Annotated in this window: 17 protein-coding genes; 11 read left to right on the top strand and 6 right to left on the bottom strand. The window is 65.9% G+C overall.

The window, feature by feature from the left end; all coding sequences use genetic code 11:
* Positions 1–35: 35 nt before the first annotated feature.
* Positions 36–821 carry a FadR/GntR family transcriptional regulator gene (locus BLR24_RS15685; RefSeq protein WP_254787328.1) on the top strand — a complete coding sequence of 262 codons (786 nt, stop codon included), beginning with the start codon at positions 36–38 and terminating at the stop codon, positions 819–821.
* 41 nt (positions 822–862) lie between these two features.
* Here the strand turns inward: BLR24_RS15685 and BLR24_RS15690 are convergent, their stop codons facing one another.
* Positions 863–1,831, bottom strand: coding sequence for a LysR family transcriptional regulator (locus tag BLR24_RS15690; protein ID WP_093018452.1), 969 nt, complete (start codon positions 1,829–1,831; stop codon positions 863–865).
* A 108-nt stretch (positions 1,832–1,939) separates the two neighbouring features.
* On the opposite strand from BLR24_RS15690, the gene BLR24_RS15695 reads away from it, so the two are divergent.
* The 3 genes from BLR24_RS15695 (at position 1,940) to BLR24_RS15705 (ending at position 5,948) form a co-directional block, all read left to right on the top strand.
* Positions 1,940–3,295, top strand: a complete 1,356-nt coding sequence (locus BLR24_RS15695; RefSeq protein WP_093018454.1) for an omega-aminotransferase AptA — start codon at positions 1,940–1,942, stop codon at positions 3,293–3,295.
* 71 nt (positions 3,296–3,366) lie between these two features.
* Entirely contained in the window at positions 3,367–4,473 is a 1,107-nt protein-coding gene (locus BLR24_RS15700) for a substrate-binding domain-containing protein (protein WP_093018456.1), read from the top strand.
* Positions 4,474–4,508: 35 nt separating this feature from the next.
* Positions 4,509–5,948: an MFS transporter gene (locus BLR24_RS15705; RefSeq protein ID WP_093018458.1), complete on the top strand. Its 1,440-nt coding sequence runs from the start codon at positions 4,509–4,511 to the stop codon at positions 5,946–5,948.
* Between the two features lie 16 nt (positions 5,949–5,964).
* Here BLR24_RS15705 and BLR24_RS15710 read toward each other — a convergent pair whose 3' ends face one another.
* Complete coding sequence (locus tag BLR24_RS15710) at positions 5,965–7,239, bottom strand: SUMF1/EgtB/PvdO family nonheme iron enzyme (RefSeq protein ID WP_093018461.1); 1,275 nt, start codon at positions 7,237–7,239, stop codon at positions 5,965–5,967.
* A 135-nt stretch (positions 7,240–7,374) separates the two neighbouring features.
* On the opposite strand from BLR24_RS15710, the gene BLR24_RS15715 reads away from it, so the two are divergent.
* Genes BLR24_RS15715 through BLR24_RS15725 form a run of 3 tightly spaced genes read left to right on the top strand, consistent with a single transcriptional unit; the run spans position 7,375 to position 9,984 of the window.
* Complete coding sequence (locus BLR24_RS15715) at positions 7,375–7,914, top strand: TRAP transporter small permease subunit (protein WP_093018464.1); 540 nt, start codon at positions 7,375–7,377, stop codon at positions 7,912–7,914.
* 55 nt (positions 7,915–7,969) lie between these two features.
* Positions 7,970–9,508, top strand: a complete 1,539-nt coding sequence (locus BLR24_RS15720; protein WP_093018466.1) for a TRAP transporter large permease — start codon at positions 7,970–7,972, stop codon at positions 9,506–9,508.
* Between the two features lie 5 nt (positions 9,509–9,513).
* Complete coding sequence (locus tag BLR24_RS15725; protein ID WP_093018468.1) at positions 9,514–9,984, top strand: hypothetical protein; 471 nt, start codon at positions 9,514–9,516, stop codon at positions 9,982–9,984.
* A gap of 88 nt (positions 9,985–10,072) precedes the next feature.
* Here BLR24_RS15725 and BLR24_RS15730 read toward each other — a convergent pair whose 3' ends face one another.
* The 4 genes from BLR24_RS15730 to BLR24_RS15745 all read right to left on the bottom strand — a co-directional run bounded on the left by BLR24_RS15730 (position 10,073) and on the right by BLR24_RS15745 (position 14,346).
* A complete protein-coding gene (locus BLR24_RS15730) occupies positions 10,073–11,155 on the bottom strand; it encodes a TRAP transporter substrate-binding protein (RefSeq protein ID WP_093018470.1) in 1,083 nt (360 codons plus the stop codon).
* A gap of 112 nt (positions 11,156–11,267) precedes the next feature.
* Entirely contained in the window at positions 11,268–13,124 is a 1,857-nt protein-coding gene (gene dxs / locus BLR24_RS15735) for a 1-deoxy-D-xylulose-5-phosphate synthase (RefSeq protein WP_093018970.1), read from the bottom strand.
* A 38-nt stretch (positions 13,125–13,162) separates the two neighbouring features.
* Positions 13,163–14,083, bottom strand: coding sequence for a polyprenyl synthetase family protein (locus tag BLR24_RS15740; protein WP_093018472.1), 921 nt, complete (start codon positions 14,081–14,083; stop codon positions 13,163–13,165).
* Entirely contained in the window at positions 14,080–14,346 is a 267-nt protein-coding gene (locus tag BLR24_RS15745) for an exodeoxyribonuclease VII small subunit (protein ID WP_012746712.1), read from the bottom strand. Before BLR24_RS15745 ends, BLR24_RS15740 begins: the two co-directional genes overlap by 4 nt.
* Positions 14,347–14,594: 248 nt before the next feature.
* Between BLR24_RS15745 and BLR24_RS15750 the strand changes: the two genes are divergently transcribed.
* Genes BLR24_RS15750 through BLR24_RS15765 form a run of 4 tightly spaced genes read left to right on the top strand, consistent with a single transcriptional unit; the run spans position 14,595 to position 18,201 of the window.
* Complete coding sequence (locus BLR24_RS15750) at positions 14,595–15,734, top strand: aromatic ring-hydroxylating oxygenase subunit alpha (RefSeq protein ID WP_093018474.1); 1,140 nt, start codon at positions 14,595–14,597, stop codon at positions 15,732–15,734.
* A 22-nt stretch (positions 15,735–15,756) separates the two neighbouring features.
* Positions 15,757–16,674: a DMT family transporter gene (locus BLR24_RS15755; RefSeq protein ID WP_093018476.1), complete on the top strand. Its 918-nt coding sequence runs from the start codon at positions 15,757–15,759 to the stop codon at positions 16,672–16,674.
* 37 nt (positions 16,675–16,711) lie between these two features.
* Entirely contained in the window at positions 16,712–17,620 is a 909-nt protein-coding gene (locus BLR24_RS15760; protein WP_093018478.1) for a sulfurtransferase, read from the top strand.
* Positions 17,617–18,201, top strand: coding sequence for a DUF2796 domain-containing protein (locus tag BLR24_RS15765; protein WP_093018480.1), 585 nt, complete (start codon positions 17,617–17,619; stop codon positions 18,199–18,201). The genes BLR24_RS15760 and BLR24_RS15765 overlap by 4 nt, the downstream gene beginning before the upstream one ends.
* Positions 18,202–18,204 lie beyond the last annotated feature (3 nt).

Consider the following 18,204-nt stretch of genomic DNA (forward strand, 5'->3'; position numbering starts at 1 on the left):
AGTGCCCCCATCACTCTCGAAATGACTGTTCACGCATGAAATCGCCGCAGGACGCCATGACCTTTGGGCAAAACCGCCCCAGGCGGCAAAAGCTCTCCGATGTCATCGTCGAGGACGTCAAGCGCTGGATCGTTGCCGAGCGCAAGCAGCCGGGCGACCGGCTGCCGAACGAGAAGGAATTGATCGAGCTCTTCGGCTACTCGAAGAGCACGGTGCGCGAGGCATTGAAGGCGCTGGAAGTGCGCGGGCTGATCTCCATTCGCACGGGGCCGGGCGGCGGGGCGTATCTGCAGCAGGTGTCGGTCGACCACGCGTCGGAGCCGCTGCGCAACTTCCTGCACTTTCATCACCTGGACGGGCACCACATCTATCAGCTGCGCAAGGTGCTGGAGCCCGAATTGGCAGTGAGCGTGGTCGGCCGGCTGACGCCCGAGCAGTTCGAGCGGCTCGAAGCCAACGTGCGCCTTTGCACGATAGAGCCCACCACCGAGGACGAGCTGCGCAGCCAGCGCGAGGCCGAGCTTGCGTTTCACACCATGCTGGCCGAGGCCTGCCCCAATCCGGTGCTGTCCTTCATGTGCCGCTTCCTCAACGATCTGCTGCGCGACCTCGTCGTCTACAAAAAGGCGCTGGACCATCACCACTTCGGCGAGGCCAATGTGGACTATCACACGCAGTTGCTCGATGCCTACCGCCGCGAAGACGCCGACACCGTGCGCCGCCTGATGGCCGAGCACATGGTCGACGCCGAGGCGCACATGCACGAGATGGAGGCGCACATCGGGGCCAAGCATCTGTTGCTGCCCAGCGGGCAGCGTTGATTCAGGGCGCGTGCACAGGACAAACGAATCGGGGCACGGAATCAGGCATGGGCTTTCTCCAGACAGTCCTGAAACGCCAACACAGCTCGTGAAGGCTTCGGCGACCTTCGCAGCAGGCTCACGAATCGGCACACATAGTTGAATCGCGCTGGCAACACCGCCTTCATCAGCCCACGCTCCTCGAACACCTGCGCGTAGTGGTCGGGCAAAAAACCGAGAAATCGCCCCGAAAGAATCAGCGTGGCAATCGCCTCCTGGTCGAAGCCCGTCGCCTTGCGCGAGAGCTTGGCCCGGTGGCTCAACTCCATGTTGGGGGAGTGGTAGCCCAGACCCGCGAAATGATGCTCACGCAGCTTGGTCCATGTGAGTTTTGCGTTGTTGCTTTCGAAGAGCGGATGACCCTTGCCGCAATAAAGCAGCATCGTCTCGTCGAACAGGTCGGCATACACCAGGCTCTTTGAAGCGCGGTGCGCCGGAATGATGCCGATCTGGAAGTTGCCCTCCAGCACACCCTGTTCTATCGCGTTGATCGACCCCACGTGCACCGCCAGGTTCACCTCGGGCGCAATCTCCGTGAAGCGCGCGATCGCGTCGCCAATGCGCGCCTTCGGGTTGGTGGCCGTCTTGTCGAACAGCGCCACCTCCAGCTGCCCGCCCATGCGGTTGTGGATGTCGTCGATGCTGCCGCGAAACGCATCCACCGAAGCCAGCAGCCGCAGCGTCTCGTCGTACACGCGCTGGCCCTCGGCCGTGAGCGCAAAACCCGCCCGGCCGCGCCGGCACAGCACCAGACCGAGCCGCGTTTCCAGGTCTTTCACGTGCCGGCTCACCGTGGAGGTGCCGATGTTCAGCTCCAGCTCGGCCGCCGCCATGCCGCCGCAGTCGACCACGCTCTTGAACACCTTGAGCAGGCGCAAGTCCATGTCGCTGAGCTGCCCCAATACGGCGCGATTGCGGGTGCCCGGGGCACCGTTCTGGGCATTGCTACGGGTCTTGGCCTTTACTTGCATGAAGTGTCAAGTGAACATTGATATTGCGCCATTCTCCACACTGATGGCTGTGCCAACAATCCGCATATCTCATTACCCCTTTGGAGCCCGCCCCGAGCGGGAAGCGCCATGACCCTTGCCACACCCGCCATCGAACCGACGCCTGCCCTGCGCACCGACGCCGCCTGGCTCGACGCGCACTGGATGCCCTACACCGGCAACCGCAACTTCAAGGCTGATCCGCGCATGATCGTCGAGGCCAAGGGCGCCTATTTCACCGATGGCGACGGCCGCAAGATCTTCGACGGCCTCTCGGGTCTCTGGTGCTCGGGCCTCGGTCACGGCCGCCCCGAAATCACCGAGGCGGTGAGCCGCCAGATCGCCAAGCTCGATTACTCGCCCGCCTTCCAGTTCGGCCACCCGCTCTCGTTCGAGCTGGCCAACAAGATCAAGGACCTGACGCCCGCGGGCCTGGACTATGTGTTCTTCACCGGCTCGGGCTCCGAAGCCGCCGACACCTCGCTCAAGATGGCGCGCGCCTACTGGCGCACCAAGGGCCTCGCCAGCAAGACGCGCCTGATCGGCCGCGAGAAGGGCTACCACGGCGTCAACTTCGGCGGCATTTCGGTCGGCGGCATCGCGGCCAACCGCAAGCTCTTCGGCCAGGGCGTGGAGGCGGACCACCTGCCGCACACGCAGATTGCAGCCAACGCCTTCACGCGCGGCATGCCCGAGAACGGCGCCGAACTGGCCGACCGCCTGCTCGACCTGATCGCGCTGCACGATGCTTCGAACATCGCGGCCGTGATCGTGGAGCCCTTCGCGGGTTCGGCCGGCGTGGTGATTCCGCCCAAGGGCTACCTGAAGCGGCTGCGCGACATCTGCACCGCGAACAACATCCTCCTGATCTTTGACGAGGTGATCACCGGTTTCGGCCGCTGCGGCGCGCTCACGGGCGCCGAAGCCTTCGGTGTGACGCCAGACATCATGAACATCGCCAAGCAGGTGACCAACGGCGCGCAGCCACTGGGCGCGGTGATTGCCAGCAAGGAGATCTACGACACCTTCATGGCGGCGGGCGGCCCCGACTACATGCTCGAATTTCCGCACGGCTACACCTACGGCGCGCACCCGGTGGCCTGCGCTGCAGGCATCGCGGCGCTCGACGTGCTCCAGAAGGAAGACATGGTCGGCCGCGTGAAAACGCTCGCCCCGCATTTCGAGAACGCGGTGCACAGCCTCAAGGGCAGCAAGCACGTGACGGACATCCGCAACTACGGCCTGGCCGCCGGCATCACGATCGCAGCGCTGCCCGGCGAACCGGCACGCCGCCCGTACGAGATTGCGATGAACTGCTGGAAGAAGGGCTTCTACGTGCGCTACGGCGGCGACACGATCCAGATTGCACCGCCCTTCATTTCCGAGAAGGCCGAGATCGACCGCCTCATCAACGCGCTGGGCGACGCACTCGCTGAAACCGCCTGACGCGCGGCCGGCGGCGGGCAATGGGCGGCTCTGCATAATGAGCCGGCCTCCATCTCCGCCCGCCAGCTTTCGTGCATCAGATCGACCTTTCCTACGCGATACGTCCCCGCCGCAACGGTTCGCGGCAGATCCGCAATCCACTGATGCAGATGCTGCAGGCGGTGCGCGAGCACGGCTCCATCTCGGCCGCCGCGCGCGCGCTCGGCCTTTCCTACCGCCATGTGTGGGGTGAGCTCAAGCACTGGGAACAGACGCTCGGCCACCCGCTGATACAGGGCGAACAGGGCCAGCGCGCGCAGCTTTCCGAATTCGGCGACAAGCTGCTGTGGGCCGAGCGCCAGGCCCAGGCCCGGCTGGCGCCGCAGATCGAGGCACTGCACGCCGAACTGGAGCGCGCCTTCGCCGTCGCCTTCGATGACCGCACCCACGTACTGAGCCTGCACGCGAGCCACGACGACGCGCTGGCGCTGCTGCGCACCCACGCCGCAGGCACAGCCCAGCTGCACCTTGACATTCATTTCACCGGCAGCGTGGATGCGATCCGCGCGCTCAACCAGGGCCGCTGCGTGATGGCGGGCTTTCATACGCTGGAGCATGCACCGCGCGGCTCGCTGGCCCAGCGTACCTACCAGCCGCTGCTCAAGCCCGGGCAGCACAAGCTCATCGGGTTCGCACGGCGAACGCAAGGCCTCATCGTGGCGTCGGGCAATCCGCTGCGCCTGCACTCGCTGGCCGACGTGGCACGGCTGCGGGCGCGCTACGTCAACCGGGCGATCGGCACCGGCACGCGCGTGCTGCTCGACGATCTGTTGGCGCAGGCGGGGCTCGATGCCACCGCGCTCGCGGGCTACGAACGCTCTGAAACCTCGCATGCCGCGGTGGCGCAGGCCGTGGCGTCAGGCCAGGCCGATGCCGGGCTCGGGCTCGAATCGGCAGCCCACGCCGTGGGGTTGGGCTTCGTGCCCCTGGTGCACGAGCGCTACCACCTCGCCTGCCTCAAGTCGGCGCTCGAGCAGCCGGCGATGCAGGCGCTGGTGGCCGTGCTGCGCAGCGAAACCTGGCAGCACCTGCTGGGCACGCTGCCCGGTTACGAAACCGCGGCCAGCGGCGAGGTCCAGTCGCTGCGCGCGCTGCTGCCCTGGTGGACCTTCCCCCGCGAGAAGAAGCACAGCCACTAAAGGGCCGCAAAAGCACATGGGTTAAGGTTGAGCCCATGACGACAGCCGCAGTGCACAGCGACATTCCTGCCCGTCTCGACCGCCTGCCCTGGTCGCGCTGGCACTGGCGAGTGGTGATCGCACTCGGCGTGGCCTGGGTGCTCGACGGACTCGAGGTGACGCTGGTCGGCTCGATCGGCGCCGTGCTCGAGCGGCCCGACACGCTGGGGCTCAGCGCCGGCCAGATCGGCTGGTCGGGTTCTATCTACATCGCGGGAGCGGTCATAGGCGCCCTGATCTTCGGACGCCTGACCGACCGGCTCGGGCGAAAGAAACTGTTCCTGGTCACGCTGGTGGTCTACACGGTGGGCACGCTGGCCACCGCGTTCTCGCCGGACTTCGCCTTCTTCGCGCTCTGCCGCTTCGTCACGGGCCTGGGCATCGGCGGCGAATACGCGGCCATCAACTCCGCCATTGACGAGCTGATTCCGGCGCGCGTGCGCGGCCGCGTCAACCTGGCGATCAACGGCAGCTTCTGGATTGGCGCGGCGCTGGGCGCCGGGCTCAGCCTGGTGCTGCTCGATGCGCGCGTGATCGGGCCCGTGTGGGGCTGGCGCGCGGGCTTCGCGCTGGGCGCGGTGCTGGCCGTGGCCATCCTGCTGGTGCGGCGCGACGTACCCGAAAGCCCGCGCTGGCTGATGGCGCACGGCCGCGCCGACGAGGCGCAGCGCATCATCGAGGACATCGAGGCTCAGGTGCGCTCGCAGCACGGCCCGCTGGCGGCGGCCGAAGGCCGCGTGGCCTACGCCGGCGGGCGCCACCACAGCCCGTCGATGCGCGAAGTGGCGCACGTGCTGCTGCGCCGCTATCGCGAGCGCAGCGTGGTCGCCGTAGCGCTGATGGTCTCGCAGGCTTTTTTCTACAACGCGATCTTCTTCACCTACGCTCTGGTGCTCACGCGCTTCTACGGCGTGGCCGAAGACAACGTGGCGCTCTACATTTTTCCGTTTGCGCTTGGCAACGTCCTCGGCCCCTTGCTGCTCGGCCCGCTGTTCGACAGCGTGGGCCGGCGCAAGATGATCGCGCTCACCTACGTGCTCGCAGGCGTCGGGCTTGCGCTCACCGGCTGGGCCTTCATGATGGGCTGGCTCGATGCGCGCAGCCAGGCGCTGTGTTGGTCCGCAGTGTTCTTCCTGGCCTCGGCCGCCGCGAGCTCGGCCTATCTCACGGTCAGCGAAGTCTTTCCACTCGAGATGCGGGCCATGGCGATTGCGATCTTCTATGCCATCGGCATGGGCGCGGGCGGTTTCGCGGCGCCGGTGCTGTTTGGCGTGCTGATCGAAACCGGGAGCCGGGGCGCGGTGATGGTGGGCTACGCGATCGGCGCCACGCTGGTCATCGTCGCGGGATTGCTGGCCCTGCGCTATGCGGCCGATGCGGAGTGCAAACCGCTGGAGGAAGTGGCGCCGCCGCTCTCATCGGGCGGCATTCCCTAGCGACGCCGAGGGCGACTCACAGACTGCAGGTTCGAAAGCCGAAGAAGCCGTCGTCGCGGTCCGGCAGTGCAAAGCCGCGGCGCCGCGGCGAGCGCAGGCGCGCCCGGGTTGCGAACGAGGCGCCGCGCAGCACGCGCGCGCGGCCGAATGCGGGGGCGGGGTCGAACTCGCTGCCCGCGCTCCACGGGTCGGCCCGAAAGCCGGGCCAGGGCCGCAGCGTGTTGGCGGCCCATTCGTGCACGTCGGCCCAGCGAAAGCCGCGGCGTGCCGCGGTCAACGCCGCAATCTCCCATTCAACCTCGGTCGCGATGCGCCGGCCGGCCCACCGCGCCCAGGCATCGGCCTCCCACCAGCTCAGATGCACCGCGCTGTGGTGGCCGGCCGCTCGCACCGTGGCGCCGAAACGCTGCTGCAGCACCGAGCCACCCGTGCCGTGGCGCGCTGCCCCGATCTGCTCGACATGGCGCGGCCCGCGCCGCCCCTCGATCTGCGAAGCCAGCCAGCGCCATCCTTCGGGGTGCCAGAGTTCCTCGCGGTCGTAGCCGCCTTCGTCGACGAACTCGATGTACTGGTTCCACGTGACGGGCTGGGCGTCGATCTCGAACTCGGGCACGTCGATACGGTGCGCGCCGCGCTCCTGCGCAAATGCGAAGCCGCAGCCTTCGGGCAGGCCCATTTCCCACCGCGTGGCGGGCAGCAGCAGCGGCTCGCGCGTGACGGCGGCGGGCGTCGGCTCGATGCCCAGCGGCAGCCCCAGGGTCTGCGCCATCACGATGAACTGCTCGCCGCGCAGGTCCTCGTGGAACAGGGCAAGGCGATAGAAGTACAGCCCCGGATCGGTCTCGGCCGCATGCTCCAGCAGTTCGAGCGTGCTCTCCAGCGTTTCGAGCAGGTAGGCCTTGGTCTGGCCGAGGTCCGGCAGGCCGGGCGACCAGAGCTGCGCACGCGACGCTTGAGTCGGGTTCCACCAGTCGTCAGCGTTCGGATCGATGGCCGCCAGCCGGGTCGGACGCACCGGACACTCGGCGCCGAAGGCCCGTTGCGTGTTGCGCCCTATCCACCATTCGGCGAACCAGCCGATGTGCCCGGCCAGCCACACAGGCGGCACCACGCTGGTGTCGTCTGTGCGCGCGATGTCAAGCGCGGCCGAACCCAGCGCCTCCTCATAAAGCGACAAGAGATGAAGCGTGTGGTTGCGCGCATCGATGAGGGCCAGCGACAGCAGTTCGCGGCCCGCCCGCTGCATGTCGGGCGAATCGATGGAGTGCGGTAGGGAATGCGGCGCAGCCATTGCTTCATTATGGTGCTCAGGGAAACCCCCCGATGGCCATCAGCGGCCACTCAGCATAGCCGCGTTAACATCGCAGGCTTTGTGCCGATTGCCCACAAGGCATCACACTTTTTGTCATCTGGCCGGGAGACCCCCTTGTCCGCACTTCTCAAGTTTTCGTTCTGGATGGACTGGATCAGCAGCCAACTCGGCAAGGTTGCCGCGTTCACGGTGCTCTCCGCGGCGCTGATTTCCGCCGGCAACGCCTTCGTCCGCTTTGGCCTCAACACCAGCTCCAACGCCTGGCTCGAAATCCAGTGGTACCTGTTCGCCGCCACGGTCATGCTCGGCGCGCCGGTGGTGCTCAAGCTCAACGAACATGTGCGCGTGGACATCATCTACGGCAAGCTGAAGGGCCACGGGCCGGTCTACGTGGATCTGTTCGGCCTGCTCTGCTTTCTGCTGCCGGTGATGGGCATCATCGCCTGGCTCAGCTGGCCGCTCTTCTACAGCATGCTGCTCTCCGGCGAAATGTCGAACAATTCGGGCGGCCTGATCCGCTGGCCCGCCATGCTGCTGTTGCCGCTGGGCTTTGCCTTGATGTTCCTGCAGGGCGTGTCGGAAGTGATCAAGCGCATCGCCTATCTGATGGGCCTGATCGAGATGGACACGCACTACGAGAAGCCGGTGCAGTGAACTGGACCCACCCCCGAAGCGCAGTGAACAACTAGAACTACAGGACAGCACAGATATGCAGATGGAAAACTTTGCGCCGATCATGTTCGGCGGGCTGGTGCTGATCATGCTGATCGGCTTCCCGGTGGCGTTCTCGCTGGCCGCGCTGGGCATGGCTTCCGGCTTCTTCGCGATCCAGATGGGGTGGTTCCCGGCGGTGTTCATGGAGAACTTGCCGATCAACATCTTCGGCATTTTGTCGAACGACCTGTTGCTAGCCATCCCGTTCTTCACCTTCATGGGCGCCATCCTCGAAAAGTGCGGGCTTGCCGAAGACATGCTCGACTCGATGGGCCAGCTGTTCGGCACCGTAAAGGGCGGCCTCGGCTACTCGGTGATCATCGTGGGCTTCATCCTCGGCGCCATCACCGGCACGGTGGCGGGCCAGGTGATCGCGATGGCGCTGATCTCGCTGCCGGTGATGATCCGCTACGGCTACAACATGCGCTACGCCACCGGCGTGCTCGCAGCGTCCGGCACCATCACGCAGCTGGTGCCGCCTTCGCTGGTGCTGATCGTCATGGCCGACCAGCTGGGCCGCTCGGTCGGCGACATGTACCGCGGCGCCTGGGGTCCCTCGATCCTTCAGGTGCTGATCTTTGCGGGTTACACCTTCATGCTCGGCGTCATCAAGCCGCATCACATTCCGGGCATTCCCAAGAGCGCCCGCACACTGAGCGGCGCCAAGCTGTGGGCCAAGTGCCTGCGCGGCATCATTCCATCGGCCATCCTGATCTTCGCGGTGCTGGGTTCGATGGGTGGCCTGCCGGGCATCGACACGGCAATCGCCACGCCTACCGAGGCGGGCGCAATGGGCGTGGTCGGCGCGCTGATCCTCGCTGCCATCCACAAGCGGCTGACACTGGCACTGATCTGGGAAGCCATGGTCGGCACCATGCGGCTCACCGCCATGGTGGTGTTCATCCTGATCGGCGCACGCGTGTTCTCGCTGGTGTTCCAGGGCGTGGACGGGGCCAAGTGGGTCGAGCACCTGTTGACGGGCTTGCCGGGCGGGCAGATCGGCTTCCTGATCGTCGTCAACCTGTTCATCTTCTTCCTGGCCTTCTTCCTCGACTTCTTCGAGATCGCCTTCATCATCCTGCCGATGCTGGGCCCGGTGGCGGCCAAGCTCGGCATCGATCTGGTGTGGTTCGGCGTGCTGCTGTGCGTGAACATGCAGACCAGCTTCATGCATCCGCCGTTCGGCTTTGCCCTCTTCTATCTGCGAGGCATTGCGGACACGCTGTTCAAGGAGAAACGGATCGCGAAGCCGGTGTTGTCGAACGACATCTACATGGGCGCGATTCCCTGGGTGCTGATGCAGCTGATCCTGGTCGCGATCGTGATCTTCGTGCCGCAGACGGTGACGATGTTCCTGCCCAAGGAAGAGACGATCGACACCGACAAGGTGCAGATCGAGGTGCCGGCCGACGACATGAACTCGAACTCCGGCACTGAGGGCGGCGGCGGTGGTGAAAATCCCTTTGCCGATGCGCCCAAGGAAGAGGCCCCGGCCGCTCCTGGCGGCGGCGCCACCGAACCCGAGAAGAAGTAGGCGTTTTGGGTCCGGCACCGTTTCGTTTCGAACCGTCGCAGGGCGACGCGGTCGAGGGCCAGGCGTTTTCGCTGCCCTTCAAGCTTCTGGCCACCGTGATCGTGGGCGGCTGCGCGTTCTGGTTGGCACAGCTCTGGTCGGTGGGCGCGCTGGGCAGCGCCAAGACCGGCGGCCTCGGATGGTTCCTCGCCGGCATTGCGCTGATGGGCTGGACCTGGTTCCACATCATGACCAGCCGCACTCGCATCGACCGCAAGGGCCTGCACCAGCGCTGGATCTGGGACAAGCAGATGGCGTTCGACGACCTCGCATTCGGCAAGCTGATCCGCGTGCGCGGGCTCGACTGGCTGATTGCGCCACGGCTCTACGTGCGCACGCTGGTCGGCAAGTTCGCCGTGTTCTACGCAGCCACCCCGGAACTCATCGCCGAATTCGAGCGGCTGGTGGCCGAGCTCAAGCAGGCACGCAAGCTCTGATTGCACGTTCGTGCCGGCGCTCTTTCATGAAGAAGCGCCCATAAAAAAACCGCGCATTGCGCGGTTTTTTTTGTGCAGCCGTTAAAGCTCAGAGCTTCACGGATTGCATGTAGTTGTCGAAGCGGCCTTCGGCAACGCGGAACCAGGCCACCTGGTCGCGCTGGAAAGTCAGGAAGTCGGCGTAGATCTTCTTCCATTCCGGGCTCTTGGCACTGTTCTCTTCGTAGACCTGCAGCGAAGCCTTGAACGACGCGTCCAGGATTTCCTTGCTGAAAGGCAGCAGCTTGGTCTTGGCGCCGATCAGTTGCTTGAGTGCGGTGGGGTTGCGGGCATCGTATTTGGCCAGCATGTCCTGCGCGGCCATGGCGGACGCTGCCGCGATGATGGCCTTGTTCTCGGGCGACAGAGCGTCGAAGGCCTTCTTGTTGATGAAGAAGTCGACCTCGGGGCCGCCTTCCCACCAGCCGGGGTAGTAGTAGTTCGGCGCGACCTTGTTGAAGCCGAGCTTCTGGTCGTCGTACGGGCCCACCCATTCGGCGGCGTCGATCGTGCCCTTTTCCAGCGCTTGGTAGATCTCACCGCCCGGGATGCTTTGCGGCACCACGCCGAGCTTGGTCATCACGTCGCCCACCAGGCCGCCGCCCAGGCGCATCTTCAGGCCCTTGAGGTCGGCCGGGGTCTTGATTTCCTTGCGGAACCAGCCGCCCATCTGGGTGCCGGTGTTGCCGCCGTTGAAGCTCAGCATCCCATAGGTGCCGTAGAACTCGTCCATCAGCTTGCGGCCGTTGCCGTGCATCATCCACGCGTTCATCTGGCGCGCGTTCATGCCGAAGGGGATGGCCGAACCGAGCGCGAAGGCTGGATTCTTGCCGTAGAAATAGTAGGGCACCGTGTGGCAGGCTTCGACCGAACCCTGCTGCACGCCATCGACCACGCCGAAAGCCGGCATCAACTCACCAGCTGCGTGCACCGAGATCTCGAACTTGCCGCCCGACATGGCCTTGACTGCGTTGGAGAAAACTTCGGCACCACCATAGATCGTGTCGAGCGGCTTCGGAAAGCTCGACGCCAGGCGCCAGCGGACGGCGGCTTGCGCATGAACTGCGGGCGCAATGCCGGCGGCCAGAACGCCAGCGATGCCAGCGTTTTTGATGAGGGAACGACGATCCATTGAATTCACTCCGAGTGCATTGGAAAAAACGAAACGCGGCTTGTGGCCGCGTCGACGACTTTTGTAAGTCGCAACGATTGTAAAAACGCGCTTACACGCGGCCGGCCGGGGTTTACCCTGCGACGGAGCCGAAACGCCGCGTGATCGCGGCTTGGATACCCGCTGTGTCGAGGCCGATCGATGCGAGCAGTTTGCCCGGGTCGCCATGCTCGATGAATTGATCGGGGAGGCCCAGCTGCAACACCGGCTTCATCACATCGGCAGCCTGCAGCGCCTCGAGCACCGCACTGCCCGCACCGCCCATGATGGCACCTTCTTCGATCGTGACGATGGCATCGTGCGTGCCCGCCACCTGCAGCAGCAGTTCAACGTCGAGCGGCTTGGCCCAGCGCATGTTGACAACTGTCGCATCGAGAGATTCTGCAGCGGTGAGCGCCGGGTACAGCAAGCTGCCGAATGCGAGGATGGCAATGCGCTTGCCTTCGCGGCGCACCTCGCCCTTGCCGAAAGGCAGCGCGTCGAGCGCAAGGTGCGGCGTCACGCCCGCACCCGCGCCGCGCGGATAGCGCACGGCAACCGGATGGTTCTGCTCGTAAGCGCTCGACAGCAGCTGCCGGCACTCGCGCTCGTCGGCCGGGCAGGCAATGCTCATGTTGGGGATGCAGCGCAGGAACGAGATGTCGTAGGCGCCCGCGTGCGTGGCGCCATCAGCGCCCACGAGGCCCGCGCGGTCGAGTGCGAACACCACCGGCAGGTTCTGGATCGCGACGTCGTGAATGAGCTGGTCATACGCGCGCTGCAGAAAGGTCGAGTAGATCGCGACCACCGGCTTCAGGCCTTCGCAGGCCAGGCCGGCCGCGAAGGTCACCGCATGCTGCTCGGCAATGCCAACGTCGTAATAGCGGTCGGGAAAGCGCTTTTCGAATTCGACCAGGCCCGAGCCTTCGCGCATGGCGGGCGTGATGCCCACCAGCCGGCCGTCATGCGCCGCCATGTCGCACAGCCACTGACCGAAAACCTGCGTGAAGGTCTGCTTGGCCACTGCGGCGGACTTGACAAGCCCCACCTGCGGATCGAACTTGCCAGGCCCGTGGTAGGCCACCGGGTCGGCCTCGGCGAGCTTGTAGCCCTGTCCCTTCTTGGTGACCACGTGCAGGAACTGCGGGCCGTCAAGATGCTTGAGGTTCTCGAGCGTGGGCACCAGCGAATCCATGTCGTGGCCGTCGATCGGCCCGACATAGTTGAAGCCGAACTGCTCGAACAGCGTGGCCGGCACGACCATGCCCTTGGCATGCTGCTCGAGGCGCTTGGCAAGCTCGAACAGCGGCGGGGCGGCGCGGAGCACGCTCTTGCCGACGTTCTTGGCGGCGGCGTAGAAGTTGCCGCTCATCAATTGCGCAAGATAGCGGTTGAGCGCGCCCACGGGCGGGCTGATCGACATGTCGTTGTCGTTCAGGATCACCAAGAGCTTGCAGTCGCACACGCCGGCGTTGTTGAGCGCCTCGAAGGCCATGCCGGCCGTGAGCGCGCCGTCGCCGATGATGGCGACGGTGTGGCGGTCTTCGCCCTTCTGCTTGGCCGCCATGGCCATCCCGAGCGCGGCCGAGATGCTGGTGGACGAATGCGCGGTGCCGAAGGTGTCGTATTCGCTCTCGCTGCGCTGCGGAAAGCCCGAGATACCGCCGATCTGCCGCAACGTGGGCATGCGCTCGCGCCGCCCCGTGAGAATCTTGTGCGGATAGGTCTGGTGGCCCACATCCCACACCAGCCGGTCGTGCGGCGTGTTGAACACATGGTGCAGCGCGACCGTGAGCTCGACTGTGCCGAGGTTGGAGCTCAGGTGGCCGCCGGTGCGCGAGACGTTGTCGAGCACGCAGGCGCGCACCTCGTCGGACAGCTGCTTGAGCTGGGCGCGGTCGTAGTGGCGGATCGGCGACGGATCGTGAAGCGTGGGAAGCAGCGGTGCCATGGAATCGTCGTGGTTCTTCTTGTCCATCTGTGAACTGTTCATCGGTCGCGGTCGACGACCATGTAGGCCAGCGCGCGCAGTGCCGCGGTGTCGGCAAGGCCGCTGCGGCCCAGCGCCGCAAGCGCTTCGGCAAGCAGTTGCCGTGCCTGAGCACGCGCACCGTCGAGGCCCCACAGCGAAACGTAGGTGGGCTTGTCGGCGGCCGCATCCTTGCCGGCCGTCTTGCCCAGGGTTTGCGAATCGGCCGTGACGTCGAGGATGTCGTCGACCACCTGGAACGCCAAGCCGATGGCGGCGCCGTAATCGCGCAATGCGTTCAACGCGGCAGGCGCCACGGCACCGGCACAGGCCGCACCCATCTCGACGCTGCCCTGCAGCAGCGCACCGGTCTTCAGGCGGTGCATTTCGCGCAGCTGCGCTTCAGTCAACGCCATGCCGACGCTGGCAAGGTCGATGGCCTGGCCGCCCGCCATGCCCTGGCTGCCGGCGGCGCGCGCCAGCAGGCGGCACAGCATGGCCTGGGTCGAAGCCGGAATTTCGTCGCCGTCGGGCGTCAGCAGCTCGAAGGCCAGCGCCTGCAAGGCATCTCCGGCCAGGAGCGCATCGGCCTCGCCGAACTTGACATGCACCGTGGGCTTGCCACGCCGCAGCACGTCGTTGTCCATGCTGGGCAGATCGTCGTGCACCAGCGAGTAGGCGTGGATCAGTTCAGTTGCGCAAGCCGCGCGCAGCGCCGCGGCCGCATTGCCGCCCACCGCTTCGCTCGCGGCCAGCACCAGGAGCGGACGCAGCCGCTTGCCGCCGTCGAGCACGGCGTAGCGCATCGCCTCACCGAGCAGCACCGGCGCATCGACCCCGACCCAACGCGAAAGCGCCGCCTCGACACGCGCCAAGTGCGGCTCGCTCCAGTTGACCAGCCGCTGCGCGTCCCAATCGCCCACGTTACTTGCGGCGCTCATTCCGCAGTCCAGGGCTTGAGGCTCCCCGCGTCGAGCACCTTGATCTGGTCTTCGACCGCCTGCAGCTTTTCGCGGCAGAAAGCGAGCAGTGCGGCACCGCGCTGATAGCTGCCAAGCAACTGATCGAGCGGCAGCTGGCCGGACTCGAGTTCTGCAACCAATTGTTCCAACTCCTGGAGCCCGGCTTCGTAGCTGGCCGGCAGCGGCCCCGTGTCGGGCGTGGCTGCCGGGCTGGACGTGGCGGAAGAAGGGACCTTGGGCATGCGAGCGAACGAGTGTGAAATCAAACATTTTAGGTCGGGGAACCAAAGGGCCGTCGACCGCCCCGAAGCATGCGGCGGATGGCGGCCGAACAGACCATGGGCGCTGCGGTGCCCCCTTGGGTACAATCCCAGCTTCCCTTGCCGGCCACCCCGGCACAACTCTCCGGGCCGTCGCCCCTTCGGACTCCAGACGGCGCCTTCCGTTTTTTCTCTTTTTTCTCCCTGTGGGGAGCTTGGTCAGGTCCTCCATGTCTGATTTAAGTCTTCAACTGCAGCAGGCCGCGAGCCAACTTCCAGTTTCCGCATACTTCGACGAGTCGCTTTACGCGCGCGAAATGCAAACGCTGTTCGCGCAAGGGCCGCGCTACGTGGGCCACCGGCTCGCGGTGCCCGAGCTGGGCAACTTCCACACCCTGCCGCAGGAGCACCAGGGCCGCGCGCTGGTGCACACGCCCAAGGGTGTCGAACTCATTTCGAACGTCTGCCGCCACCGGCAGGCGCTCATCCTGCAAGGCCGCGGCCAGCTCGACAACCAGACCGGCGGCAACATCGTCTGCCCGCTGCACCGCTGGACCTACGCGGCCGCCGACCCGCGCGCCACGGGCACGCTCATCGGTGCGCCGCATTTCGACCAGGACCCCTGCCTCAACCTGCACAACTATCCGCTCACCGAGTGGAACGGCCTGCTGTTCGAGGGCGGCCCGAACGGCGTGGGCCGCGACGTGGCGGCCGACATGGCCGAACTCGGCCCTCGCGCCGACCTGGACTTCACGGGCTACGCGCTCGACCGGGTCGAACTGCACGAGTGCAACTACAACTGGAAGACCTTCATCGAGGTCTATCTCGAGGACTACCACGTCGGCCCGTTCCACCCGGGCCTTGGCAGCTTCGTCACCTGCGACGACCTGCGCTGGGAGTTCAACCGCAACTTCTCGGTGCAGACCGTGGGCGTGGCCAACCGGCTCGGCCGCGCGGGCAGCCCGATCTACCAGAAGTGGCAGGAGCAGCTCCTCAAGTACCGAGAGGGCAAGCCGCCCAAGTACGGCGCCATCTGGCTCACCTACTACCCGCACGTGATGGTCGAGTGGTATCCGCACGTGCTCACGGTGTCGACGCTGCATCCGGTGAGCCCCACCAAGACCCTCAACATGGTCGAGTTCTTCTACCCCGAGGAAATCGTGGCTTTCGAGCGCGAGTTCGTCGAGGCCCAGCAGGCGGCCTACATGGAAACCTGCGTGGAAGACGACGAGATCGCCGAGCGCATGGACGCCGGCCGCCGCGCCCTCATGCTGCGTGGCGACGACGAGAGCGGCCCCTACCAGAGCCCGATGGAAGACGGCATGCAGCAATTCCACGAGTGGTACCGCAGCGCAATGCAGAGCGCCTGAGCACATAGTGCAAGCACTCTGGATGGTGCTGGGCGCCTTCTTGTTCGCCACCATGAGCGTGGTCGTCAAGGTGGCCTCGGCCTGGTTCAACAGCGGCGAGATGGTGCTCGGGCGCGGCCTGATCGGCATCGTGTTCCTGTGGCTTCTGTCGCGCAACCGCGGTGTCTCGTTGGCCACCCGCTACCCCGGCATGCACGCCTGGCGCAGCACCATCGGCGTGGTGTCGCTGGGTGCATGGTTCTACGCCATCGCCCATATGCCGCTGGCCACCGCGGTCACGCTCAACTACATGAGCAGCGTCTGGATCGCGGCCTTCCTGGTCGGCGGCGCGCTGCTCGCATGGGTGCCGGTGCCCGGCCGCGACGGCCGCGTGCAGCGCCCGCCGCTGCAGGGGCCGCTGGTGCTGACGGTGCTCGCGGGCTTCGTGGGCGTGGTGCTGATGCTCAAGCCCTCGGTCAACGCCAACGAAGGTTTCGCGGGCCTGCTCGGTCTGCTTTCGGGTCTCACGGCGGCGTTTGCCTACATGCAGGTGGTGGCGCTGTCGCGCATCGGCGAACCCGAACTGCGTACGGTCTTCTATTTCGCGGTGGGCTCGGCCGTGGCGGGTGCGTTTGCCACGGCCGTCACCGGGTTTTCGGGCGGAGATTCGTGGACGTGGCAGCATGCGCTGTGGCTGCTGCCGATCGGCCTCTTGGCCGCCCTGGGCCAGCTTTGCATGACGCGCGCCTACGCCACGGCCAAAACCCAGGCCGGCACGCTGGTGGTGGCAAATCTGCAGTATTCCGGCATTGTCTTTGCGGCGTTCTACAGTGTGGTGCTGTTCGACGATCGCATCGACGCCGCCGGCTGGGCCGGCATGGCGCTCATCATCGTGAGCGGCATCGCAGCCACCGTGCTGCGCCAGCGCGCGGTACCCAAGGCGCCGGCAGAAGAACACTGAACCGTATCGTATTCAGCGACAGCGAAGGAACCGCACCATGTACACCACCCTCGTCAGCGTCGAACAACTCCAGCAGCTGCAGGCTGGCGGCGCGCCTCTCATGGTCTTCGACTGCAGCTTCGACCTCATGAAGCCCGAGGCGGGCGCGCTGCAATATGCCGCCGCACACATCCCTGGCGCCGTGTATGCGAACCTCGACTCCGACCTCAGCGCCAAACACGGCATGCCTGGCGCACAGGGCGACGTGGTCGTCGCGCGGGATGACGGCGTGCCGGCCTCGGGCGGGCGCCATCCGCTGCCCAGCCGCGAGAAGTTCGCGGCCTGGTTGTCGAGCGTCGGCTTTTCCAACGACATGCAGGCCGTGGTGTACGACCGCAACGGCGCCAACTACTGCGGCCGGCTCTGGTGGATGCTCAAGTGGATGGGGCACGACGCGGTCGCGGTGCTCGATGGTGGCCTGCAGGCATGGCAAGCCGCGGGCGGCGAAGTCACGAACCGCGAAGAGCCGACGCACTTTCAGTCGAATTTCGTGCCGGGCGAACCGCTCGCGAAGCTCGTGACCACCGACGCCGTGGTGCGCCGGCTCTGCCAGCCTGACCAGAACCTGATCGACGCGCGAGCCGCCGCACGATATCGCGGAGAGGTGGAACCTCTGGACCCGATCGCGGGTCACATCCCCGGGGCTTTCAATCGGCCCTTCGCCGAAAACCTCGGCCCCGACGGCAAGTTCAAGTCGGCATCGCAATTGCGTGCCGAGTTCGAAGCGCTGCTCGCGGGACGCGATCCGGCGACGGTCGTCCACCAGTGCGGCAGCGGCGTGAGTGCCGTGCCCAACCTGCTTGCAATGCAGATCGCGGGACTGGGGACCACCGCGCTCTATGCCGGCAGCTGGAGCGAGTGGAGCAACACGCCGGGGCTGCCGACCCGGCAAGGCGCAGAACCATGAAACAGATCCGACTTCGACGACGCATTTCATCCGGCTTCGCATTTGCCGCGGCAATGCTCGCGGCAACCCCCTTTCTTTCCTCCGAGGCACAGCAGCAGCATGCGCACGTGCACGGCCAGCTCAAGCTCGACGTGGCCATCGACGGTCCCACCGTCGTGATCAACATGGAATCGCCGCTCGACAACATCGTCGGCTTCGAGCGCGCACCCAAGACAGACGCCGAGAAGAAGACCGCCGAAGACGCCATCGCCCAGTTGCGCGCGGCGGACAAGCTCTTTGCCATCGACCCGGCGGCCAACTGCAAGCTCGGCCCCGTCGACCTGCGCTCCGGCGCGCTCGGCCTCGGCAAGCCTGACCCGAGCGAGCCCGAGGGCCACGCGGACCTCGACGCCACCTTCTCTTTCAACTGCACCACCGCGGCCGCGGCAAAGTTCATCGACGTGAATCTTTTCGCCGCATTCAAAGGCACGCGCCAGATCGATGCGCAGATCGCATCGGCGCAAGGCCAGTTCAAGCGCCAGCTCAAGCGCCCTGCCGGTGCGCAGGCCGCACAGCCGGTGCGCTTGAGTTGGGGCAAGTAAGGC

Origin of the sequence: Variovorax sp. OV700 (assembly GCF_900099805.1) — a bacterium.
Classification (GTDB): domain Bacteria; phylum Pseudomonadota; class Gammaproteobacteria; order Burkholderiales; family Burkholderiaceae_C; genus Variovorax.